This window comes from Pseudomonas sp. NFACC16-2, assembly GCF_900119205.1.
GTDB lineage: Bacteria > Pseudomonadota > Gammaproteobacteria > Pseudomonadales > Pseudomonadaceae > Aquipseudomonas > Aquipseudomonas fluorescens_Q.
In genome coordinates this window covers 13390-35844 of sequence record NZ_FPIX01000047.1, presented here as the reverse complement: position 1 = coordinate 35844, position 22455 = coordinate 13390, and the positions used below count along the sequence as shown (strand labels likewise).

Sequence of the window (22455 nt, the reverse complement as noted above, 5' to 3'; positions counted from 1 at the left end):
CCTTGATCAGTCCGCGCGCGGCGGGCTGTTCTGTTCGGTCAGGGTCTTGTCGTCGCTGATGGCGATCGGCGTACCGTTATCGAGCTTGATCTGGCCAGCGATCACGACTTGTTCGCCGCTCTGCACTCCTTTGGTAACCAGCACCTGCCCGTCGCGTCGTTCGCCGGTTTCAACAAAACGCCGTTCGGCGATCAGGACCGGCTGGCCCTTGTCGTTTTTCTCGACTGTGCCGTCGGCGGCTTTCTTTTGCGCCACCACGTACATGGAGTTGCCGTAGAGGGTGTAGGTCACGGCGCTTTCCGGCACGACGATTCCGGCGGCCACGTCCGGCAGGATTACCTGCAGGTTGGCGAACATGCCGGGCAGCAGCTTGCCGTCGGGGTTGGCCAGGGTGGCGCGTACCAGGACGTTGCGGGTGCTGTCCTCGACCTTGGGGTTGATCGCGCTGATGGTGGCGACGAAGTTTTGCCCGGGATAGGCCGAGACACTGACGTTGACCGACTGGGCAACAGCCAGCCGGGGCACGCTTTGCTCTGGCACGTAGAAGTCCACGTACAGGCTGCTGAGGTCTTGCAGGGTGGCGATCACCGTGCCGCTGGCCAGGTAGTCGCCGACATCCACCTGGCGAATGCCGATGGTGCCGCTGAACGGTGCCAGGATGTGTTTCTTGGCCAGCGATGCCTTGAGTTGGTTGACCGTGGCCTGGTTCTTCTTAAGTTGCGCCGAGAGCCGGTCGAATTCGCCCTTGGAGATCGCCTGGCTGCCCACCAGTTGTCGGCCGCGACCGAAATCCACTTGCGACAGGCCCAGGTCGGCCTCGGCGGTTTCCAGCAGGGCACTTTCGACTTCGCTGTCCAGTTGCAGGAGCGGCTGACCGGCCTTGACCTTCTGCCCGGACTGGAACTGCACCTTCTGCACGGTCCCGGCGATTTCCAGGCTCAGGTCCACGCCTTGCAGGGCCTTGAGGCTACCGACGGTGGGCAGGCGTGCCTGCCAGGGCTGCTCGATGGCCTTGGCCACGGCCACGCTGACGGGTGGTTTCGGTGCAGAAAACATCTGGATCTGCTGGTAGATGGAGAAGGCCTTGTAGCCGGCGAGCAACAGCACCACCAGCAGGACAACACCCAACATGATCAGCATGCGGCGTCGCAGCATGTTCCACTTCCTTGGAAAAGAGCTGAGAGAAAATACAGATAGGCGGGCACATTACCCTGAGTGTGCGGGCTATTCCAGATGCTGGCGGGCTGGAGGTGCGTGGGATTTTTCCGAAAAATCAGGGAGCTCGGCGCCGATGGGCTTCGCTCCCTGGCTCAGGCCAGATGCAAATGGTTGTCCCAGAGCCCTGCCGGCAGATCCAGCGGCTTTGCAACCAGTTGTGTCTGCCGGCAATCGTAATAACGGCAACGCCCTTGTCCCGACGTCACGACGAAACCGTCGGCCACCGCACCCACACCGGCACAGTCCGGTAAAGGTGCATCCAGGCGCACTTCACCGCTGTCCAGGTCCCAGATGAAAAAGCGGTTGCCACGGGGAGCGGTCAGGGCCACCAGGCGCAGGTCGCTGTGCACGGCGACGCTGGCGGTGTAGTGCCCCATGGCCTGCAATTGTTCCTCAGGCAGGGGAAACGCCTGGAACGGCTGGCCCGGCCGCTTGATCGCTAGCAGTTCCGACGACTCGTGGGCTGCGCCCATGAACTGCTGGCCGGAGACGATGGTGCCGTCACTGGCGATGCCGAGGTGGCGCACGCTGTTCATCGATTGGGCGAGGGTTTCCTTGCTCAGCAGGGTGCCATTGCGTTGCATCAGCACCAGGCTCGGCTCCATGGCGTCGAGGTTCATTTCGACCCGGCTTTCGGCCTCGGTGCGAATGCCGCCATTGGCCACCACCAGGGTTTCGCCGTCAGGCATCCATGAGACCTGGTGCGGACCGATGCCATGGGTGGATATCTCGCCGCTGTGCACCAGCCGCTCGCCTTCGAAACGGTAAACGCCCAACAGGCCGCGTCCCGGGTCGGTGGTGTCGTTCTCGGTGGCGTACAGCCATTCGCCGCTGTTATGGATGACCGCGTGGCCGTAGAAATGCCGGTTCGGCAACGAGGCGATGGTTTGCAGCAGCGCCCCGTCGCGCAGGTCGATCAAGTAGCTTTCGGTGCCTGGACGACGGGCGACGAACAGCGCAATCGGCTGTGTCGGATGATTGATGATGTCATGGCAGCGTTGGCCGACCTGGGTGACGAACACCCGGGTGCCGTCCAGTCGATAGCCGACGGCGTAGTGCTTGCCGTCGCCATCGTCCCGTGCCGAAAGCAAGAGTGGGTGCTTGTCCTTTTGCTTGAACAGCGTCCAGCCGCCCAGGGTGACGGCACCGAGCAGCAAGCTGCCCAGTGCCAGGACCTGACGTCGAAACATGATCAGTCACCGTCGTTGGCATTGAAGCCCAGTTGAATGCCCAGCGCCTTGGCCAGTTCGCCTTCGTGCAGGCGATGGACGACGTTGAGGCTGTCATACAAATCGTTGAGTTGCTGGCGCCCGGCATCGTCGTTGAGCATTTCAGTCAGCGAACGCTGGCTGCTGGCGAACAACTTCAAGGAGGCATCGTAGGCGGCGTCGATCTTGTCCGCCAACGGTTTCTGGTCGCTGGGCAGCAGGCCGCGCAGACCCTTGTTGTCCACGCCGGCCCAGACAGTCCTGGCCGCGCTCAGGCTGGCCTCCAGGCCTTGCAGCGACGACTGGCTGCGCCAGGCATCGGCCTGGAACGGTTGCGGCACACCCTTGCTCTGGCGGCCCATCGGCGTGCCGAGTTTTTTCTTCAGGGTGTCGAGGGCGGTGACCTGGACCCGCAGCAGATCAGCGATGGCTTCGTGGGAATCGGCGTAGCGCTGGTTGGGGAATTTGCTCATCTGGGCGAGCATGCCGTCGTTGGTGTTCCAGCGCGACAGGATCTCTTCGGCCAGTTGTTTCTGACGTTCACCAATGGCGGTGAGCAGCGGGCAATACTTGGCTTTTTGCGCACTGTCGGCCATGTCGATCTTGGCGTCGAACAGCAGGTATTCATAGGCCGAGAGGCCCTGGACCACGACGCTGGACTTGGCCAGGCCGGCGGCGTCGATCTGTGGCTCGCTGTTGACCAATTGCTCGACCTGACGGCCCACCAGGTTTTTCTTGTCCGGCCAGAACTGCACCTGCCAGGCGCGGTTGCCCTCGGCCAGCGGACCGATCAACAGCGGTTGCAATTCGGCCCAGGCTTTTTGTGCCTTGAGGAAATCGGCGCGGGCGGTTTCCAGGTTTTCCTTGCCTTGGCAGAACGCCAGGGCGCTGGTCGCCAGTTGCCGGTCGGCGTCGACCCAGCGGCTATAGGTCGGCAGGATCACTTGCTTGGCGATGGCGGCCGAGGTTACGGCTTGTGGATCCTGGGGCGAGCAGGCACCGAGGGCGATGGCGGCGAGGCTGGTGAACAACAGCTTGGGACGGAACATGTCGTGCTCCCACTTCTGGAAAAGGCATTTAAAGGGAATTCAGGAAGGCCAGCAACGCAGTGCGCTGCTCGGCATTGAACGCTAAAACCTGACGCTGCGCCGCTTGTGCTTCGCCGCCATGCCACAGCACGGCTTCGAGCAGGTTGCGGGCCCGGCCGTCATGCAGGAACTGGGTGTGGCCGTTGACGGTTTCGGTCAGGCCGATGCCCCACAGCGGCGGGGTTCGCCAGTCACGGCCGCTGGCCTTGAATTCGCTGCGGTTGTCCGCCAGGCCTTCGCCCATGTCGTGCAACAGCAGGTCGGTGTAAGGGCGGATGAGCTGGTTCGCCAACTCCGGTTCGGCGGCGTTGGCGGAGGTGGTGTATTTCGGGGTGTGGCAGGACTGGCAACCGGCCTGGAAGAACAGATTCTTGCCCGCCAGCACCTGGGGTGAATTCACCTCGCGCCGGGCCGGTACGGCGAGGTTGCGGCTATAGAACAGCACCAGTCGCAGGATGTTGTCGCTGACTTCCGGTTCGCCATCCGGGCCGTTGCCGCTGGGCGCACGCTTGCAGTCGGCCTGGGTCTGGGTGCAGTCGTCGAAGGGGCGCAGGCTTGTCGTCAGGCCCATGTCGCCGGAGAACGCGTGGACGTTCTGCTGGTTGAGGTTGGGCTGTCCGGCCTTCCAGCCGAACCTTCCCAGGACGGTTTTTTGCTGGGCATCGTCCCAGACCTCGTTGGGACGCCCGGCGATGCCGTTTTTCTCCCGGGCCTGGGCTTCGGCGTTTGCGAGGATGGCTTCGTCGGGGATCGCCTCGAGCAGTCCCAGGCCGATCATCGGCGGGGCGACGCGGGCGGAAAAACGCGTGTCCGGGTGCATCGGCCCATAGGCCAGTTGGGTAATCTGCAGGTCCGGCTTGCGCAGTTCCACCACGGTGCCGTCCTTGAAACGCACAGGGACCGGTTTGTAATCGACCCGCACCTTGCCTTCGGGGGCGACGCCGGGCACGGACATGTCCTGTAATTGCCCGCCGTAAACCGGTTCCGGCACGACGCCCAATTGTTCGATGACCTTGGCGTATGGCGGTGTGTCGGGGATCGACAGGCGTACCAGCATCGATACCGCGGTGGTCGCGTCCGGCGCAGGTGGGTGGCCGCGGCCGTCCTTGATGTGGCAGTTCTGGCAGGCGTTGGTGTTGAACAAGGGCCCGAGGCCGTCGCGAGCGGTGGTGGTCGAGGGGGCGATCACCCAGGGGCTGCGGAAGAAACTGTTGCCGACGCTGAAATCCACGCGCCGTGAGGGCGGCAGGTTGGCCGAGGGCAGGGAAAAGGCGTTCTGGTCCGTCTTGCGTACTGTCGCGGCACCACCGGACCGGGCTTCACCCGGTTCGGCCTGGGTAAAGCGCGGGGCATCATCGCAGGCGCTCAGGCCCAGGGCCATGAACAGCGCACATAAACGAAGAGGCAACGACGGCATCGGGCGTCCTGGGAGATGAGTGAAAACGAGGGCGCAAAGTCTAACAGGGCCGGGGAGTTTGAATAAGAGGAATTATCGTTTGGTTTGAGGCGTAGTTTGATCCATTGTGGCGAGGGGATTTATCCCCGTTGGGGCGCGTAGCGCCCCCAAAAATGTGACGGTCCCCACGTCCTATCAGGCGGCTCAGGGGCCGCTTCGCAGCCCAGCGGGGATAAATCCCCTCGCCACAGATCTACCATGTGCCCGGTCCTACCAGTTAGATGAAGATTACGGCTGGACAACAGCCCCCGGCACCAGCGGCAGTTCCAGTGTTGCAATGAAACCACCTTCGGGATGGTTGCCCAACACCAGCGCACCGCCGTGGCGTTCGGCGGCACGGCGCGCGATGGCCAGGCCCAGGCCATGGCCGGCGGCGGTCTGGCCGGGCGCGCGGTAGAACGGCTCGCCCAATTGTCCCAGGTGTGCGGCCTCCACGCCTGGCCCGTGGTCGCGCACGCTGATCAGGATCCGTTCACCCTGGCGCATCGCGTGCATCTCGATCGATTGCCCGGCCGGATTGAAGCGCTGGGCGTTGCGCAGCAGGTTGTCCACTGCTCGCTCGATCATGGTCGGCCAGCCCTTGAGGGTCAGGTCCGCCTCGGTTTCGAGCTGCACGGTTTGTTCCGGTGAGGCCAGTTGCGCATCTTTTTGCAGGGTGACGAGCAAACCGTTGAGTTCCACCTCTTCGGCGCTGGCGTTGTCGGCATCGACCCGGGCCAACACCAGGATTTCACTGATCAGCGCTTCCAGGCGATCGCATTCGCGGGTCAGGCGTGGCCAGAGCCTTTCCCGCTCCTCGGGGCTGGCCCGTTCAGCCAAGGCCAAGGCAATGCGCAGCCGGGCCAGGGGCGAGCGCAGTTCGTGGGACACGTCGCGCAGCAGTTGTCGCTGGCTGGTGATCAAGCTTTGCAGGCGCGCGCCCATGCGGTTGAAGTCAGTGGCCAGTACGCCGAACTCATCCCGCCGGTTGGCCAGCTTGGCGAGGCTGTTCTGTTGATAGGCGGCCTGGCCCAAGTCATGCACCGCACCACGCAGGCGACTCAGCGGGCGAGTGATGGAAAGCGTCACCAACAGGCTGAACAAGGTCAGCACCACCAGCGCGATCCCCAGCGCACTGATGGGCCAGAGCAGGCTGTCGCGGTGCCAGGCGTCCAGTTCGGGATGGGGGATGCGGTAGATGAACAGATACGTGTCGCCGGTTTTGGCGCTGGTGAATTCGTCGGTCAGTCGTCGCCAGGGCAGGCGACGCTCGTTGTTGTTCTGCCGGGCCTCGAAGGCCGCGGCGCGATGTGGGAAGGTGCCGCGCACCACGGGGTCGCCGCTTTCATTGAACACTTGGACGTCGATGTGATACTGACGCTTGCGCTGTTGCAGGATGTCCTGCGCGGCGTCCTCGCCCTGGCTTTCGTAGGTTTGCGTCCACTCTTCGGGCAGGGTGTTGAGACCCGGATGGCGGCTGAGGATCCAGGCGTCTTGATTGAGCATGTGGCCCATCAGGAGCGAGAGTCCTGCAACCAGAGCGATGGCCAGCCAGAAACTGGCCAGGATGCGCCAGAACAATGAACGCACGGTAAATCCTCGAAAACAAAGAAAGCCCAACGGCGACTTGCCGTTGGGCTGGGGGCTTCAGTGCATTATTGCGCTTTTTGCGGCTGTTGCGCTTTCCAGGCCTTGAACTCAGCCCACTCGGCGCGACGCTCGGCCTGTTTCTTCTGGATCGCGTCGAACTCTTTCTGCTGCTCAGGCTTCAGCAGCCCGCGGATCTGGGCATCGATCTTCTGATGCCGGGCTTGCATTTCGTCTTGCATGGCTTTCTGGTCGGCTGGCGACAGCTTGGCCAGGTACTTGTCTACCAGTTCGCGTTGTTCGTGGCGCTGTTCGCCCATGATCCGGCGAATCTGCTGGCGCTGTTCGCGGCTCAGGTCCAGATCGCTGAAGGGACCTTTGTCATGCATCATGCCGCCGTGGCGCGGGCCATCCATCGGACCCATCGGGCCGGCGTCTCCAGGCATGGCCATGGCGACGGTCGGCAGGGCAGCAGCGAACATCAGAGCGATAAGGGTCTTGCGCATGGTGTGTCTCCTTGTCTCATTCCCGGTCAGTTCCGGATGAGTGCAGATTACGGAGATCAAGGTCAGCGGCGGTCAGGGGTGGGTAAAGCTTGGGTAAAGAGGTTTTGGTGGCGGGCTTACAAAACCGTCGAAGCAAAAGATGTGGCAGGCAGATCATCTGTGGCGAGGGGATTTATCCCCGTTGGGCCGCGCAGCGGCCCCCCCTTGGTGTTATCTGATACACCAATGGGCAAACTGACTTGGGGGCGCTTCGCACCCCAACGGGGATAAATCCCCTCGCCACAAAGGGATCATGTCCCCCAGTCCAAGCAAGGCATCGGTGCAGTGCTTAGAGGCTGTAGTAATAACCCCGGCTACGCAGCGCCACGATGCGCGGGCGGCCGTCGGGGTGGGGGCCGATCTTCTTGCGCAGGTTGCTCACGTGCATATCGAGGCTGCGGTCGTACAGGGTCAGCTTGCGGCCCAGGGCGATCTGCGCCAGTTCCTGTTTGTCCAGCGGCTCGCCCGGCTGCTTGAGCAGCGCTTCGAGCAGGCGGCTTTCGGAAATAGTGAGGGCCTGTTCCTGTTCATCGATGCTGACCACGCCACGCACCGGGCTGAAAGTCAGGTCACCCAGTTCGATCTGGGTGGACACGGCCGTCGGGTGGCTGCGCCGTAGCACGGCGCGCAGGCGGGCGGTCAGTTCGCGTGGGTCGCAGGGCTTGGCCAGGTAATCATCGGCGCCCAGTTCCAGGCCGAGGATACGGTCCAGCGGTTCACCCCGGGCCGACAGCATCAGCACCGGCAGCTCCGGGTGATCGCTGCGCAATTGCTTGAGCAGTTCCAGGCCACTGCCGTCGGGCAGCATCACGTCCAGTACCACGGCTGCCGGGGCGGTTTCGGCCAGGGCCTTGCGGGCACTTTGGCCATCGTGACAGGCCCGGACCTGAAAACCTTCCTGGCTCAACCAGCTTACGAGGAGCTCGCACAGCTCCTGGTCATCGTCTATCAGTAACAGCTCGCTCATGACTCACTCAATTTAGCCATTGCCGACGTTGTCTACGTCCACCGCTGGCAAAGATACCGCACAGCAGGGCCAATAGCGCTACCCCGGCACCAATGACAAACCATTGCTGTTGATCGGTCAACAGGCGTGGCAGGGGGCTGGCCTGGGCTTCCTTGAGTTGCAGCTTCAGGCGCTGGTTCTCCTGGCGCAACCGGGCCAGCAATGCGCTCTCGCGTTCGCTGTCAGCGTTTTGCAATTGCTTGCTCAGTTCTTCGCGCTGGCGTTCGCTGTCTTTCAAGCGTTGCTGCAGTTCGGCGATCTGGCTGCCGGCACTCAGGGACAAAGGCGTCGAATGACTGCCCTCGGTGTTCTCCTCGCCATGGGCGGGTGCCCCGATCGCCAACGTGACCAATAACAGGCACAACGGACCTTTGCGCATTGCAACTCCTGAATTCCAATCGAGATTAGACAGGTTGTCGGCAGGCAAACGAGAACAATGAGCAATTGAAAGCAATGAGCCGCGAAGGCTCATCGCGCCAGGGGCATTACGGCATGACTTGCTTGAATGGCTTGACCACGACATTGGCATAGACGCCGGCCGCAACGAACGGATCGGCCTCGGCCCATTGCTGCGCAGCGGAAAGCGAGTCGAATTCGACCACCATCAGGCTGCCACTGAAGCCCGCGGCGCCCGGGTCATTGCTGTCCACCGCCGGATGCGGTCCAGCCAGCACTACGCGGCCTTCGTCCTGGAGTTTTTGCAGGCGCTCCAGGTGCGCGGGACGAGCGGCCTGGCGTTTTTCCAGGGAGTTGGCGACGTCGGTAGCAATGATTGCGTAGAGCATGTCAGTCCTCGGTTTTTGGCGTGGTGGGGTCGGCATCATGCAGATGACGGGACAGGTAGATACCCTGGCCAATCAGGAACAACAGCGTCAAGCCCAGGCTACCGAAGACCTTGAAGTCGACCCAGTAGTCCTGGAACGTGAACGCAACGAACAGGTTGGCGGCGCCGCAGAACAGGAAGAACGCGATCCAGGCGATGTTCAGCCGGATCCAGATCAGTTCCGGCAGGTTGATGGCATGGCCCATGATGCGCTTGATCAGCAAGCGGTCACCGACAAAGTGGCTGCCGATGAAGGCGAGGGCGAACAACCAGTTGACCACCGGGGCCTTCCATTTGAGGAAGGTTTCGCTGTGGAACGCCAGGGTCAGGCTGCCGAACACGAGGCAGGCGATCAGGGTCAGCCACTGGCTCTTCTCCAGTTTGCGCTGGGACACGAACAATGCGCCGTAGACCACCAGGGAGCTGATGATCAGCACCGCGGTGGCGCTGTAAATACCGCCTACAGTCAAGGAATGACCGGCGAAGTCGACGGCCCGGGGATCAAGTTTGTAGACGATGAAAAACAGCAGGAGCGGGATGAAGTCGATGAATTGTTTCACAGTGGCAGCCAGAAGCAGGATGTGGCGGCATAATAACAAACATCCTTGGCCGCGATAGGGCCAGCTGATTTGAGGTAACAAACTCTCGTGAATGTTGATTTGCACTGCCATAGCACGGCCTCCGATGGCGCCCTGGCGCCTGCGGTTCTGGTGGCGCGGGCGTTCGAGCACGGCGTGCGAGTCCTGGCCCTGACCGATCACGACACCCTTGAAGGCCTCGACGAGGCCCGCAGCGCCGCCACCGCGCTGGGCATGCAGCTGGTCAACGGGGTCGAGTTGTCGTGTACCTGGGGCGGGGCGACCATCCATGTGCTGGGCTATGGTTTCGATGTGAATGCGCCGGCGCTGGTCCAGGCCATCGCACAACTGCGCGACGGGCGCTGGCTGCGGTCCGAAGAGATCAGCCGCAAACTGGCCCTCAAGGGCATGCCCGGTGCGCAGGACGGCGCCCGGCAGATCCAGCAGGAACTGGGCGACAGCGGCAACGCACCGGCCCGGCCACACTTTGCCGACTGGATGGTGCGCGAAGGGTTCGTCAAGGATCGCGCCGAAGCGTTCCGCAAATGGTTGGGTGCCGGCAAGCTGGGGGACGTCAAGCAGCATTGGCCGACCCTGGAAGAAACCGTCCAGACCCTGCGGGCCGCGGGCGCCTGGGTCAGCCTGGCGCATCCATGGCACTATGATTTCACTCGCAGCAAGCGCCGTCGCCTGGTCGCCGACTATATTCAAGCGGGGGGCCATGCCATTGAGGTGGTCAACGGCCATCAGCCTGCCGAGCAGGTCGGCAGCCTGGCGATCCTGGCCCGTGAGTTCGGCCTGCTGGTCACCGCCGGCAGTGATTTCCATGGCCCTGGGGGCTGGTCCGAGATTGGCGAGTACCGCCCGTTGCCGGAAGATCTGCCACCACTATGGTGTAGATTCAAACATGATCCCGTTACCGCCGCCGTCTGAACAGGTAGAACACGTGAGTCAATTTTTCCAGATTCATCCGGAAAACCCGCAACCGCGCCTGATCAAACAGGCCGTGGAGATTATTCGTAGCGGTGGTGTGGTGGTCTATCCCACCGACTCGTCCTATGCCATTGGTTGCCAGATCGGCGACAAGAATGCCGTGGAGCGTGTCAGACGCCTGCGTCAACTGGACGACAAGCACAACTTCGCGCTCATCTGCAGCGACCTGTCGCAGTTGGGCCTGTTCGCCAAGATCGACACCGGCACCTTCCGCCTGCTCAAGGCGCATTTGCCGGGGCCATACACCTTTATTCTCAATGCCACGCGGGAAGTCCCGCGGCTGTTGCTGCACCCGAAAAAGCGCACCATCGGCCTGCGGGTGCCAAGCCATCCCATTGCCCTGGCGCTGCTGGCGGAACTGGGTGAGCCGCTGATGAGCGTGACGCTGATCATGCCCGGCGAGACCGATCCATTGACCGATCCCTATGAGATGCGCCAGATCCTCGAGCACCAGGTGGACCTGATCATCGACGGCGGTTTCGGCGGTATGTCGGCGTCCACGGTGATCAACCTGGCCGATGGCGAGCCCCAGGTGGTGCGCGTCGGTTGTGGCGATCCGACGCCGTTCATGGTCGAGGCCTGAATGTCCGCCGTGGAAACCGCCGTGGAGCGTACAGACAGCCAGGCCGGCGCGCAGCAGGAGCTGCCGTTCGCCATGGTCTATGGCCAGGCGGTCATGGAAATGCCCCTGGACCTGTACATTCCGCCGGATGCGCTGGAAGTGTTCCTCGAAGCCTTCGAGGGCCCGCTTGACCTGCTGCTGTACCTGATTCGCAAACAGAACATCAACATCCTCGACATCCCCGTGGCGGAAATCACCCGCCAGTACATGGGCTACGTCGAGTTGATGCAGTCGGTGCGCCTGGAACTGGCGGCCGAGTACCTGGTGATGGCCGCGATGCTGGCCGAAATCAAGTCGCGGATGCTGCTGCCGCGCTCGGCTGAGGTCGAAGAGGAAGAAGACGACCCGCGGGCCGAGCTGATCCGTCGTTTGCAGGAGTACGAACGCTTCAAGGTCGCAGCCGAAGGCCTCGATGGTTTGAACCGGGTCGGGCGCGATGTGGTGGTGCCCAAGCTCGATGCCCCCGAGGCGCGGGCGCGCAAGTTGCTGCCGGATGTGAGCCTGGAAGAGTTGCTGATGTCCATGGCTGAGGTCCTGCGCCGGGGCGATATGTTTGAAAGTCATCAGGTCAGCCGCGAAGCGCTGTCCACCCGCGAGCGCATGAGCGATGTGCTGGAGCGGCTCAAGGGCGGCGGTTTTGTGCCGTTCGTCGAGCTGTTCACTGCCGAGGAAGGGCGCCTGGGGGTCGTTGTGACGTTTATGGCGGTCTTGGAATTGGTCAAGGAATCCTTGGTCGAGCTGGTACAGAATGAGCCGTTCGCAGCGATCCATGTGCGGGCACGAGCCGAATAACGAGCAAATCAATGAATCTGATTGAACCCCGCGAGCTGGCCCCCTTGCTTGAAGCTTTCCTGTTGGCCTCGGGAAAGCCGCAATCGATGGAGCGCCTGTTCGAACTCTTCGAAGAAGGCGAACGACCTGAGCCGGCCGTATTCAAGAAAGCCCTGACACTGTTGGGCAAATCCTGCGAGGGGCGGGCCTTCGAGCTCAAGGAAGTGGCGTCCGGTTATCGCCTGCAGATCCGCGAGAAGTTCGCGCCATGGGTCGGGCGCCTGTGGGAGGAGCGGCCGCAGCGCTACTCTCGCGCCATGCTCGAAACCATGGCATTGATTGCCTATCGTCAACCGATCACCCGGGGCGAGATCGAAGATGTGCGCGGCGTGGCAGTCAACAGCCATATCGTCAAGACGCTGTTGGAGCGCGAGTGGATCCGCGTCGTTGGCTATCGCGATGTGCCCGGCAAACCGGCGATGTTCGCCACCACCAAGGCCTTTCTCGATCACTTCAACTTGAAGAACCTGGATGACCTGCCGCCGCTGGCCGAACTGCGGGAGCTGGAACCCGAACCGATGCTGGAGTTCGACGACGTGCCGGTGCCCCAGGGCTTGCAGGAACTGGCGGATGCCAGCGCCGAGCCTGAGGAGCCGAAGGAAGAGACCAGTTTCCATTCGTTGTTGCTGGAGCTGGACACCATGGAGGAGGGCTTGAAGACCGATTTCGATGACCTGCTGCGTGAGGGGCCGGGCGGGACGGATGAGTTGCCGGAGCCCGACAGCGAGTCGGAGCCTGAACCTGAACCTGAACCTGAGCCTGAGCCTGAGCCGGAAGAAGACATCCTCGGCGTTGCCGAAGCCCGGGAAAAACTGCTGGCCGCCGTCGCCGCCCTCCAACCGCCGGAACCCGAACTGAGCGACGAGGAAGCCGAAGCCCGCGCCCTGGCCGAAGCGATCGAAAACGAACGGCGCCAGTTCGACGATTGATTCAACTGGGTTGGAACGCGGCTCCCACAGGGGCCTTCAGCCACCGGTCGACGGAAAAAGCGCTGAGCCTGGGTTGTTCAGCTAGTCTCAGATGCGCAATCGCGTCAACAGGCGTATGATTCGCGACCCTTTGGCGATCCCTTCGTCGAAGACCCGTTTTCAAAGCGTCAGGCCAAGCCTGGCTCGACCACACCGGGAGGTGCCCAGAATGAAAGACCAAGACCAGAACGACAGCCAGGAAATCGGCCCAGCAGGCGAGAAGCTGCAAAAAGTCCTCGCCCGTATCGGCGTCGGTTCGCGCCGTGACGTGGAAGCCTGGATCAGCCAGGGCCGGATCAAGGTCAATGGCAAAGATGCCACCTTGGGCCTGCGTGTCGACATGCACGACGCCATCACCATCGATGGCAAGGTGATCAAGCGCGAAGAGGCCGCCGAAACGGTGCGCCGCGTGATCATGTACAACAAACCCGACGGCGAGATCTGCACCCGTGACGACCCGGAAGGCCGTCCGACGGTGTTCGACAAGATGCCGCGTCCCAAAGAAGGCCGCTGGATCAATATCGGGCGCCTGGACATCAACACCACCGGTTTGCTGATGTTCACCACCGACGGTGAGCTGGCCAACCGCTTGATGCACCCGTCCTACGAGATGGACCGCGAATACGCCGTGCGTGTGCGTGGCGAAGTCGATGACGAGATGATCGAGCGCCTCAAGGCTGGCGTGGTGCTGGAAGACGGCCCGGCGCGTTTCACCGACATCAAGCAGGCGCCCGGCGGTGAAGGCTTCAACCACTGGTACCACTGCGTGGTGATGGAAGGCCGCAACCGTGAAGTGCGGCGTCTGTGGGAATCCCAGGGGTTGGTGGTCAGCCGCCTCAAGCGCGTGCGCTTCGGTCCGGTGTTTCTCAATTCCGACCTGCCGATGGGCCGCTGGCGCGAAATGAGCCAGTACGAAGTCGACATCCTGGCCGCCGAAGTGGGCCTCAAGCCGGTGGCAATGCCGCAGATGACCGCCAAGAGCAAGGACAAGCTGGAGCGGATGCAGCGTAAATCCTCGCGCCCGATGGGCAAGACCGAGCGCGTGCGTACGCTGCGTCCGGCTGCCGAAGGCGCACCGGCGGGGCCGCGTCCTTCACGCGAGCCGCAGATCGAAGGCGAACGCCCGGCCCGCAAGCCTGCACCTCGCCAGGACGGTGAGCGTGGCCCACGCACGCCGCGTCCGGCCAATGGTCGGACTGAACGTGGTGAGGGGCGCGGTGCTCCGGCTGGCCGCGGTACGCCAGTCGCCGATCGCCCGGCCGACACCAAGCGTCCGGCCAAGCCCGCGCCGAAAAAGCGCCCGGGTATCGTCCTGGCCGATCGCGATGCGCCATCGGGCAAGCGCCGTGGTGCACCGGCAGGTTCGGGACAGCGTCCGGGGTTCGGGCGTCGTAAGCCGGAGTGAGGCAGCTGTGAGCTTCTAGCTGCAAGCTGCAAGAAAAAACGGCAACCACTAGGTTGCCGTTTTTGTGTCTGGCGTTATTGATGCGCTGCCGGTGCGGCCGTCTTCGCGAGCAGCTCCACACCACGATCCAGAGGCTGCTCGCTTTTTCTTGCCGCTTGAAGCTCGCCGCTTGCAACTGCCCCTAAAGCACAAACCGCCCATCAAACATCGGCTCGTTATCCAGGGCCAACACGCCGCTCTCGAAAATCAGGTCCAGGTGATGGCTGCCCTTGGCCCCGCCACCGAGTCCCAGGTGCAGGCCGCAATGGCGCTCCTCGAAACCGGCGTTGCGAGCATAAAGGCTCTTGATCCCTTCATTGGTGCCGATGCCCAGTTCCTCGATGCGGCGATTGGACGGGTTGGCGTCCAGGTACTTGTTGAAGTCGTGCTCCAGGCCCGGTACGTCGGTGGCGATTTTCTGGATGGTGGAGTCTTCGATCCACAGCTCCAGCGGCGATTGCAGCACACCGTACTTGCGGGCGAACGGGATGGTGCCCAGGAAGGTGCCGACGAAATTCACCCGGCCATTGATGGTGTCGCTGTGGGTGGCGATTTCGCCGGGCGCCAGATCGTAGTTGCCGAGGCCGTTGATGTCGGTCCACTTCTTCACGCCGCCCAGGGCTGTATCGAAATATGAGCCGTGGTCATCCTGGAAACTCAGGGTCGTCGCCTGGGACATGCGTCGGATCAGGTGACTGTTGAGCCCGGCGATACGCTGGGGAATCACGCTGAAGGTGTCGTAGAAGTAGTCGCCGTAGTCCTTGAACAGCAGCGATTTCTTCCAGTTGTCGGCCATCACGCCTTGCAGTGCGCGGACAAAGTCCGGGCCGTCGGGACGAGGGTTGGGCAGGGTGGAGGAGTCGTAGAAGAAAATATACAGATCGCTGTCGGCAATGGCCTTGGACAGGCGCTCCGTGGGTTCGAGGTCCAGGCGCATGGCACTGAACCGGAAAGGCGAGCCGCTGCCCGCCTGTTCGGCGATGGCGCCGGTCAGCGCTTCGTAGTCAGCGGTATGGCCGAGCAACACCTTGGCGGGCTGGATGCCGGCCAGGGCGGGATGGTGTTCGAGGTAGTAAAGGAAATGTGAGATGGCTCGTTGCGTGTCCATGCTTATTCTTCCCTGACAGTTCATTAAACGTCCCTGACAACCGGCAAAAGTGGCGGAGTCGACCGGCCGGATCGCCTCCGCCGGGCGGTGCCTACAGAGGCCACATCGCCGTGCCGAATGGAACAACGGCATCGGCCTGCATCATTTCAACCGCGGCTTCATGGGTTGGGGCTTCAAACCATTCGTCCAGTTGCAGTTCGGTTTCCAAGTCTTTGTCCAATGCTTGCATAGTGAATCTCCTAGATGACTTTTACGCAAATCAGCGGCTCGCTTCGGCGAGTGGAAACAGGCCAGCGAGGGCACCGCAGAACTTGTCGGCACGATGCCTTGGCAAGTCGCTGAAAACCTAGTCGAGGGTTTTTTGTATTGCAAAAAAATAATTTATTTTTTTCGTTTGAACTTTTTGTTCCATTTTTGACGACAACATTACTCATTCAAAAACAGCCGCCTGGGTGTTTTTTTAAATAGGTAGCTACCTACCGTCAATTTGCAGTCAGCCTACGGAAATTTCCTACTTGGAAAGTTTGCGTGACGGGTTGTAAAGAAATATTGACGAAAACGGCCTGCCGAGAGGGGCTGAAACGTCGTTTTCCCAAAGCGTAAGAAAAAACTTCCGTAAGCCCCGCCCTGCAGGGGTTTCCAAAGCTCTGGCCCGCTTGTTTCGAATCGATGGGCAGGGTGAGATGCGCCCCATGCCTGTCGTGCAGGTGAATAACAAGAAGGAGGCGCAATGAACGCCGCAGCTCAAGTGCATTTCTCCCGTCGTAGCGTTTTTAGCGCTACACCCTTCAGGGGCTCGCAAGGGCCTGGACACTTTTTTGCAGCCGCCCGGCACGTCCGGGGCGGACCCATGCAATCCCGGCAAACGACACGCTGATCCGGTGGTGTCTGGCAGCAGGGGGTCAGCGGTGTACAATGCGCCGCGTTTTACTGTGACCCTTCGCGTACCCACGCACTTTCAAGGTTATCCGCCTTGTTCACTCCGCCACGCCACAAGCGTGTCGGGTTCGATTTCGTCACAGATAAAAACAAACAGGTGACGCATGACCGTTGTAAGAACGCTGAATTCCTGGTGCCTGCGCTGGGGTTTGATCGGCGCTGCTTGAGATCCGATTCGAGCGGCAACGTCTAACGAACATCATCAAACCTTGCGTGAGACCCTTTTCATGAGTGGACAAAACTCGCATTCGGGCGAGCTGAAACGCGGCCTGAAAAATCGCCACATTCAACTGATCGCCCTCGGTGGCGCGATCGGCACTGGCCTGTTCCTCGGCTCGGCGGGGGTGCTGAAATCAGCCGGCCCGTCGATGATCCTTGGCTACGCCATCTGCGGCTTCATTGCCTTCATGATCATGCGCCAGTTGGGCGAAATGATCGTCGAAGAGCCCGTCGCCGGGTCCTTCAGCCACTTCGCCCACAAGTACTGGGGCGGTTTCGCCGGGTTCCTGTCGGGTTGGAACTGCTGGATTCTCTACATCCTGGTGGGCATGTCCGAACTGACCGCGGTGGGCAAGTACATCCATTACTGGGCGCCGGATATCCCGACCTGGGTGTCGGCGGCGGCGTTTTTCATCCTGATCAACGCGATCAACCTGGCCAACGTCAAAGTCTTCGGCGAGGCCGAGTTCTGGTTCGCGATCATCAAGGTCGTGGCGATTGTCGGCATGATTGCCCTGGGCAGCTATTTGCTGGTCAGTGGCCACGGCGGCCCGCAAGCGTCGGTGACCAACCTGTGGTCCCACGGTGGGTTTTTCCCCAACGGCGTCAGCGGCCTGGTGATGGCCATGGCGATCATCATGTTCTCCTTTGGTGGCCTGGAAATGCTCGGTTTCACCGCCGCTGAGGCCGACAAACCGAAAACCGTGATCCCCAAGGCCATTAACCAGGTGATCTACCGGATCCTGATTTTCTACATCGGCGCCCTCGTGGTGCTGCTGTCCCTGACGCCTTGGGACAGCCTGCTGAGCACCCTCAACGCCTCCGGCGATGCCTACAGCGGCAGCCCGTTCGTGCAGGTGTTCTCGATGCTGGGCAGCAACACCGCGGCGCATATCCTCAACTTCGTGGTGCTGACCGCCGCGCTGTCGGTGTACAACAGCGGCACCTATTGCAACAGCCGTATGTTGCTGGGCATGGCCGAGCAGGGCGATGCGCCCAAGGTCTTGTCCAAGATCGACAAGCGCGGCGTGCCGGTGCGTTCGATCCTCGCGTCGGCGGCGGTCACGCTGGTGGCGGTGCTGTTGAATTACCTGATCCCGCAACATGCGCTGGAGTTGCTGATGTCGCTGGTGGTCGCGACCCTGGTGATCAACTGGGCGATGATCAGCTACTCGCACTTCAAATTCCGCCAGCACATGAACCAGACCCATCAGACACCGCTGTTCAAGGCGCTGTGGTACCCGTACGGCAACTACATCTGCCTGGCGTTCGTGGTGTTCATCCTGGGCGTGATGTTGCTGATCCCGGGCATCCAGGTATCGGTCTATGCGATTCCGGTGTGGGTGGTGTTCATGGCCGTGTGCTATTGGATCAAGAACAAGCGCAGTGCGCGGCAGGAACTGGCTGTGGCGGCTGCAGCCAAGTAACCCATCCTGAAAATACAACAAGCCCGGCCAAGTGCCGTAATGCTGTTCACTCAAGGCAATCGACAAACCCGTGGCGAGGGAGCTTGCTCCCGCTGGGCCGCGAAGCGGCCCCAAAACCAGCCAGAGGCGGAGCATCAGACGCACCGCACCCGCCAGTTTACGACTGCTTCGCAGCCGAACGGGAGCAAGCTCCCTCGCCACAGGTCCATCATTTTTCTTGAATGAACCGCATTAGGCCAAGTGCCGGTTTGTCGTTTCAGGCTCACACCTCCCCCTGTGGGAGCGTTGTCTGGAGTATTCGCGGTATCCTGTGGGGCCTGATACCGGACCCTTTCCCATGCTGGCGATTTCCAACACCGTGCACATCCCGGACGCCGAGATCGAGCTGACGGCCATCCGCGCCCAGGGGGCTGGGGGGCAGAACGTCAACAAGGTCTCCAGTGCCGTGCATTTGCGCTTCGACATTCCGGCCTCGTCGCTGCCCGAGTTCTACAAGGAGCGGCTGCTGGCCCTGCGCGACAGTCGCATTACCAGCGACGGTGTGTTGATCATCAAGGCCCAGCAGTACCGCACCCAGGAACAGAATCGGGCCGATGCCCTGGAGCGCCTGCTCGAGCTGATCCTCAGCGCCACCAAGGTCGAGAAGAAGCGCCGTCCGACCAAACCGACCCTGGGTTCGAAAAAGCGTCGCCTGGAATCCAAGACCAAGCGCGGCTCGATCAAGGCCGGTCGCGGCAAGGTGGACTTCTAGCTTTTCTCCCGCTCCTGGCGATGCCTCGGCGCCTGTCGGTACAGATAGACGCTCAATGCCAACCCGCCCAGGGCCGCGAATGCGGCGAACAGAAAGATCGAGGCAAAGCCGAAGCCCGCAGCAATCGCACCGGCCAGCGGTCCGGTGATCCCCAGCGACAAATCAATGAACAGTGAATAAGCCCCCACCGCCGCCCCACGGCTGGAGGCCGGCACGAGGTTGACCGCTTCCACGCCCAGCGCCGGAAACACCAGGGAGAAGCCGAAACCGCTCAACGCCGCGCCCGCCAGGGCCCAGTGGGCATCCGGTGCGAGCCACAACAGCAACAGGCCCAGGGTTTCCACCGACAGGCAGGCAATGGCGACGCGGAAGCCGCCCAGGCGGTTGATCAGATTGCCAAAGAGCAAGCGCGCGCCGATGAAGCTGGCGCCGAACAGGCTCAGGCACAACACCGCGTTGTCCCAATGCTGGGTTGCGTAATACAGGGTGATGAACGTGGCGATGGTGCCAAACCCGATGGAACCCAGGGCCAGGCCGCAGCCGTGCGGCAGGACGCGCCCCAGCACGTGCATGAACGGCAGGCGTTCGCCTGTGACGATGGGCGCGGCAGTTTTGCGCCAGGCCAATGCCAACCCCAGCAAACCGAGCAAGATAATGCTCACGCCCATGCTCCACAGCCCCAGCGCATTGACCAGCCACACCCCCAGCGGTGCGCCGATCGCCAGCGCGCCGTAACTGGCGATACCGTTCCAGGAAATCACCTTGGCGGTATTCGCCGCGCCGACCCGGCCGATGCCCCAGCCAATCGAACCGGAGCCCACCAGGCTTTCCGCGCTGCCGAGCACCAGACGACCGATCAGCAGGCTGATCAGGCTGAACGTGGGCAGGTGGGGCGTCCAGGCAGAGACCAGCATGAACACACCGCTCAGCCCGCAGCCGGCGAGGCCGAACATCACCGCGCGCTTGCTCCCCAGGTTATCGATGATTCGCCCGGCGTAAGGACGACTGAGCAGGGTGGCCAGGTATTGCACGCTGATCACCAACCCGGCGATCACCGCGCCGAAGCCCAGTTCGCCGTGGACGAACCCGGGCAGCACGGCCAGGGGAATGCCGATATTCAGGTAGCCGATGAAGGTGAACAGGACGATGGAAACGACTTGCAGCGTGACCGCCAGGGGGCGCTGGGAATCTGACATGGGGTAAAGGTCCACGGAGCAGCAGGATAGGTAGGCTGCTTATGATAACGGCGACCGTGGGGTCAGGGCGGGGAAAAGTAAAACTATTTGCCCAATGGTGGTTCAGTTGCCGTTCTCACCGCTGACCAGGCGTGTGGTAACCAGTGCGGCGATGGCGTTTTCTTCGCTGCCAAAGCGCGCCAGCAGGGCCGCTCGTTTCTCGGCAGGAAGGCGGGTCCAGATCTCGACCATTTTTTCGGCAGTGCCGATCAGCACGCTGGCCTGGGCTTCGCTGAATGGAGGGGTGTCATCGGTCATGGAGGGCTCGGGATTCAGGCGGTGTGGAAAGCGCATCTTAGCGCTTTCCACACGGTCTGGTGGTGCGGGTCAATCAGTCTTCGCTGTCGGCCTGGCGGCGTTCAGCGGCTTCTTTTGGCTCGGGTTGCTGGGCATCTGCTTGCCCCCCGGCTTGTAGCGTGGTCGTCTGCTCAGTGTCGTGCAGGCTTGGGAAGGGGAGATTAGGGATCTCGTGCATATCGCGCTCCTCGCAAGGTCTGTGGATAGATCTGGTAGATCCGCGCTTTTACAAAGCCTGGGCAGGATACAGCAGGAGAAATGACAAAAAGACTTTTAAATCCCGTCGGGCCGACAAAAGGGATTGTCTAGACACGTCATGTTCAATAGTCACCTCGCTTGCGAAATGCCCAGCGGCCGGCAATCAGCGTGAAGGTTGCCACCAGTGCCACCAGGATCCAGAAGCCTTCGGGATCGCTGGCAAGCGGCACGCCACCGACGTTCATGCCAAAGAAACCGGCAATGATGTTGATGGGCAACGCCAATACCGTGACCACCGTCAGGGTGAACAGGGTGCGGTTGCTTTGTTCGTTGAGATTGGCGGCGATTTCTTCCTGGAGCAACTTGATCCGTTCACTCAACGCGGTGAGGTCGTTGATGATCAGGGCGAATTCCTCGGTGGATTTGCGCAGCTCCTTGACGTCTTCTTTCTGCAACCATTGCGGTGGGCGGTTGAGCAGACGTAGCAATGAACCCGGCTCCAGGGCCAGCAAGCGCTGCAAGCGCACCAGCACCCGGCGGTTGCTGCCCAGCTCGGCGCGGTTGGTGGACAGCCGCGAGGACAGCAATTGATCTTCGACCTGGTCGACGCTCAGGCTGGTCTTGCGCACGATCTGGGTCAGCACTTCGCCCTGGTCGCGCAGCAAGTGCACGAGCAATTCCACTGGCGAGCGAAAGCACTCGCCGGCCTTCACCGACGAGCGCAGCTTGTCGACCGAATGCAAGGGTTGCAGGCGCGCGCTGACGATCAATCGGCTGTGCACGCAAACCCACAATGTGGAGACATCCGAGGAGACCATGTTGCTGAGGTTGAACACGACATCGTTCACCACGGCCAGCAACGCCGAGTCGACATGCTCGATGCGGGTCGAGCGCGAGCCTTCGTGCAAGGCTTCGAAAAATTCCTGGGGCAGGGCCAGGTGACCTTTCATCCAGCGCTCGCACGCAGCGTGGGCCAGGTTCAGGTGCAGCCAGAGGAACTCATCCGAGTCTTGCGGGTGTTGCAGGCTCCGTAAGGCCTGGGCCGAATCGATTTCCTGCCCGCGTTCGCCGGGGCGGAAACGGAACCCGTAAAGCAGGCCGAACAGGTCCGGATCACGGTGGCTTTGATCAAGGCTGTGATTCATGAAGTCTCGCTGGCGGGAAGTGCCTGTGGCGGCTACAGGTTCACTTGAACGCCATCTTCGCAAGCTTTCTTGATGGTTTTGTGACAGTTCCATCCGCACCGCAAAGCTGGCGCTACCGGCAGTCGCCAAGTTTCAAGAATGCCCCGGGCAGGCCGATGTCGTGTACATATCCCCCGTATTCGGTGTGTTGCGGACATGGGGGCGGGACATCGTTCCTGTTCCTCTTGCTTAGAGATTGCTCCCCATGATTCTACAAAAATCCCTTCGAGCCCAGATTCTCGCCCTGCTGCGCGGCAAGCAGCCGGCGGACCTGGATAAATACTGGAAGCAGTTCGAGGAGCGTCAGCGTGAGGTCCAAGACATCCTCGGCCAATTGAGCGGGCGTGAAGGTGTACCGGCGCCAATCAAGACCCGCATCGTGGCCCTGCGCGATGAACATCGTCAGTTGGGCGCTGCCTACCAAAAGGGCCGTGACGCATTTGTCGCCTCCGGTGGTGATTCGGCGGCGGGCGATGCGGCGGTCAAGGGCGTGGACCGTGCGGCCAGTGAGCAAATGAGTGCGCTGGTGGTGGAGCTGCGCAAGCTGGGCACCGAGCAATCGACGCTGATCAGTGCCGGCGCCGATCGCACGATTATGCTGGGCACCGTGATCATGCTGGTGTCGGGCGTGCTGATTGGGCTGTTCAGCCTGTGGCTGGTCAATCGCAACCTGGTTCAACCGATCCGTAACCTATCGACTACGTGACCCGACTCAGCCATGGGCGTTTCGCCGAGCGTGTGACGAGCAACC

24 protein-coding genes are annotated in these 22455 nt (G+C 61.8%); 8 read left to right on the top strand and 16 right to left on the bottom strand.

What is annotated here, in order from left to right; translation table 11 throughout:
• Positions 1 to 6: 6 nt before the first annotated feature.
• The 10 genes from BT116_RS25985 to BT116_RS25940 all read right to left on the bottom strand — a co-directional run bounded on the left by BT116_RS25985 (position 7) and on the right by BT116_RS25940 (position 9470).
• Positions 7 to 1155 (bottom strand): efflux RND transporter periplasmic adaptor subunit, encoded by a 1149-nt coding sequence (locus tag BT116_RS25985; protein WP_072348268.1) that lies wholly within the window; start codon positions 1153 to 1155, stop codon positions 7 to 9.
• Between the two features lie 155 nt (positions 1156 to 1310).
• Complete coding sequence (locus BT116_RS25980) at positions 1311 to 2408, bottom strand: DUF1513 domain-containing protein (protein WP_072348266.1); 1098 nt, start codon at positions 2406 to 2408, stop codon at positions 1311 to 1313.
• A gap of 2 nt (positions 2409 to 2410) precedes the next feature.
• Positions 2411 to 3475: an imelysin family protein gene (locus tag BT116_RS25975; RefSeq protein ID WP_003204891.1), complete on the bottom strand. Its 1065-nt coding sequence runs from the start codon at positions 3473 to 3475 to the stop codon at positions 2411 to 2413.
• A gap of 28 nt (positions 3476 to 3503) precedes the next feature.
• Entirely contained in the window at positions 3504 to 4931 is a 1428-nt protein-coding gene (locus tag BT116_RS25970) for a di-heme oxidoreductase family protein (protein ID WP_072348264.1), read from the bottom strand.
• Positions 4932 to 5198: 267 nt separating this feature from the next.
• The gene (locus tag BT116_RS25965) at positions 5199 to 6539 is read right to left on the bottom strand and encodes a sensor histidine kinase (RefSeq protein ID WP_072348262.1); all 1341 of its coding nucleotides are present in this window, start codon (positions 6537 to 6539) and stop codon (positions 5199 to 5201) included.
• Between the two features lie 65 nt (positions 6540 to 6604).
• Complete coding sequence (locus BT116_RS25960) at positions 6605 to 7042, bottom strand: Spy/CpxP family protein refolding chaperone (protein WP_072348260.1); 438 nt, start codon at positions 7040 to 7042, stop codon at positions 6605 to 6607.
• 328 nt (positions 7043 to 7370) lie between these two features.
• Positions 7371 to 8048 (bottom strand): response regulator transcription factor, encoded by a 678-nt coding sequence (locus tag BT116_RS25955; RefSeq protein ID WP_063324675.1) that lies wholly within the window; start codon positions 8046 to 8048, stop codon positions 7371 to 7373.
• A gap of 7 nt (positions 8049 to 8055) precedes the next feature.
• Positions 8056 to 8466, bottom strand: a complete 411-nt coding sequence (locus BT116_RS25950; RefSeq protein ID WP_063324676.1) for an SH3 domain-containing protein — start codon at positions 8464 to 8466, stop codon at positions 8056 to 8058.
• Positions 8467 to 8572: 106 nt separating this feature from the next.
• Positions 8573 to 8872, bottom strand: a complete 300-nt coding sequence (locus BT116_RS25945; RefSeq protein WP_057452480.1) for a YciI family protein — start codon at positions 8870 to 8872, stop codon at positions 8573 to 8575.
• Between the two features lies 1 nt (position 8873).
• Positions 8874 to 9470 (bottom strand): septation protein A, encoded by a 597-nt coding sequence (locus BT116_RS25940; RefSeq protein ID WP_072348258.1) that lies wholly within the window; start codon positions 9468 to 9470, stop codon positions 8874 to 8876.
• Positions 9471 to 9557: 87 nt separating this feature from the next.
• On the opposite strand from BT116_RS25940, the gene BT116_RS25935 reads away from it, so the two are divergent.
• The 5 genes from BT116_RS25935 to rluB all read left to right on the top strand — a co-directional run bounded on the left by BT116_RS25935 (position 9558) and on the right by rluB (position 14307).
• The gene (locus BT116_RS25935; RefSeq protein ID WP_072348256.1) at positions 9558 to 10421 is read left to right on the top strand and encodes a PHP domain-containing protein; all 864 of its coding nucleotides are present in this window, start codon (positions 9558 to 9560) and stop codon (positions 10419 to 10421) included.
• 13 nt (positions 10422 to 10434) lie between these two features.
• A complete protein-coding gene (locus BT116_RS25930; RefSeq protein ID WP_072348290.1) occupies positions 10435 to 11064 on the top strand; it encodes an L-threonylcarbamoyladenylate synthase in 630 nt (209 codons plus the stop codon).
• Positions 11065 to 11196: 132 nt separating this feature from the next.
• Positions 11197 to 11895 carry a segregation and condensation protein A gene (locus tag BT116_RS25925; protein WP_170845992.1) on the top strand — a complete coding sequence of 233 codons (699 nt, stop codon included), beginning with the start codon at positions 11197 to 11199 and terminating at the stop codon, positions 11893 to 11895.
• An 11-nt stretch (positions 11896 to 11906) separates the two neighbouring features.
• Complete coding sequence (gene scpB, locus BT116_RS25920; RefSeq protein WP_072348252.1) at positions 11907 to 12863, top strand: SMC-Scp complex subunit ScpB; 957 nt, start codon at positions 11907 to 11909, stop codon at positions 12861 to 12863.
• Between the two features lie 208 nt (positions 12864 to 13071).
• Complete coding sequence (rluB, locus tag BT116_RS25915; protein ID WP_072348249.1) at positions 13072 to 14307, top strand: 23S rRNA pseudouridine(2605) synthase RluB; 1236 nt, start codon at positions 13072 to 13074, stop codon at positions 14305 to 14307.
• A gap of 181 nt (positions 14308 to 14488) precedes the next feature.
• Here rluB and BT116_RS25910 read toward each other — a convergent pair whose 3' ends face one another.
• On the bottom strand, positions 14489 to 15454 hold the full coding sequence (locus tag BT116_RS25910) for a M29 family metallopeptidase (RefSeq protein WP_072348247.1): 966 nt from the start codon (positions 15452 to 15454) through the stop codon (positions 14489 to 14491).
• Positions 15455 to 15545: 91 nt separating this feature from the next.
• Positions 15546 to 15683, bottom strand: coding sequence for a hypothetical protein (locus BT116_RS31125; RefSeq protein WP_003178782.1), 138 nt, complete (start codon positions 15681 to 15683; stop codon positions 15546 to 15548).
• A 937-nt stretch (positions 15684 to 16620) separates the two neighbouring features.
• Between BT116_RS31125 and BT116_RS25905 the strand changes: the two genes are divergently transcribed.
• Positions 16621 to 18039, top strand: a complete 1419-nt coding sequence (locus BT116_RS25905; protein ID WP_072348244.1) for an amino acid permease — start codon at positions 16621 to 16623, stop codon at positions 18037 to 18039.
• Positions 18040 to 18376: 337 nt separating this feature from the next.
• On the top strand, positions 18377 to 18790 hold the full coding sequence (gene arfB, locus BT116_RS25900; RefSeq protein WP_063324683.1) for an alternative ribosome rescue aminoacyl-tRNA hydrolase ArfB: 414 nt from the start codon (positions 18377 to 18379) through the stop codon (positions 18788 to 18790).
• Here the strand turns inward: arfB and BT116_RS25895 are convergent.
• The 4 genes from BT116_RS25895 to BT116_RS25885 form a co-directional block, all read right to left on the bottom strand.
• Complete coding sequence (locus BT116_RS25895; protein ID WP_072348240.1) at positions 18787 to 19986, bottom strand: MFS transporter; 1200 nt, start codon at positions 19984 to 19986, stop codon at positions 18787 to 18789. The genes arfB and BT116_RS25895 overlap by 4 nt on opposite strands.
• 102 nt (positions 19987 to 20088) lie before the next feature.
• The gene (locus BT116_RS25890) at positions 20089 to 20319 is read right to left on the bottom strand and encodes a hypothetical protein (protein ID WP_072348238.1); all 231 of its coding nucleotides are present in this window, start codon (positions 20317 to 20319) and stop codon (positions 20089 to 20091) included.
• A 37-nt stretch (positions 20320 to 20356) separates the two neighbouring features.
• Positions 20357 to 20500 carry a hypothetical protein gene (locus BT116_RS31120; RefSeq protein WP_170845991.1) on the bottom strand — a complete coding sequence of 48 codons (144 nt, stop codon included), beginning with the start codon at positions 20498 to 20500 and terminating at the stop codon, positions 20357 to 20359.
• A 142-nt stretch (positions 20501 to 20642) separates the two neighbouring features.
• Entirely contained in the window at positions 20643 to 21665 is a 1023-nt protein-coding gene (locus tag BT116_RS25885) for a transporter (RefSeq protein ID WP_063324685.1), read from the bottom strand.
• Between the two features lie 244 nt (positions 21666 to 21909).
• Here BT116_RS25885 and BT116_RS31955 point away from each other — a divergent pair, with 244 nt between their 5' ends.
• Positions 21910 to 22410 carry a hypothetical protein gene (locus BT116_RS31955; protein WP_371856187.1) on the top strand — a complete coding sequence of 167 codons (501 nt, stop codon included), beginning with the start codon at positions 21910 to 21912 and terminating at the stop codon, positions 22408 to 22410.
• The last annotated feature ends 45 nt before the right edge of the window (positions 22411 to 22455 follow it).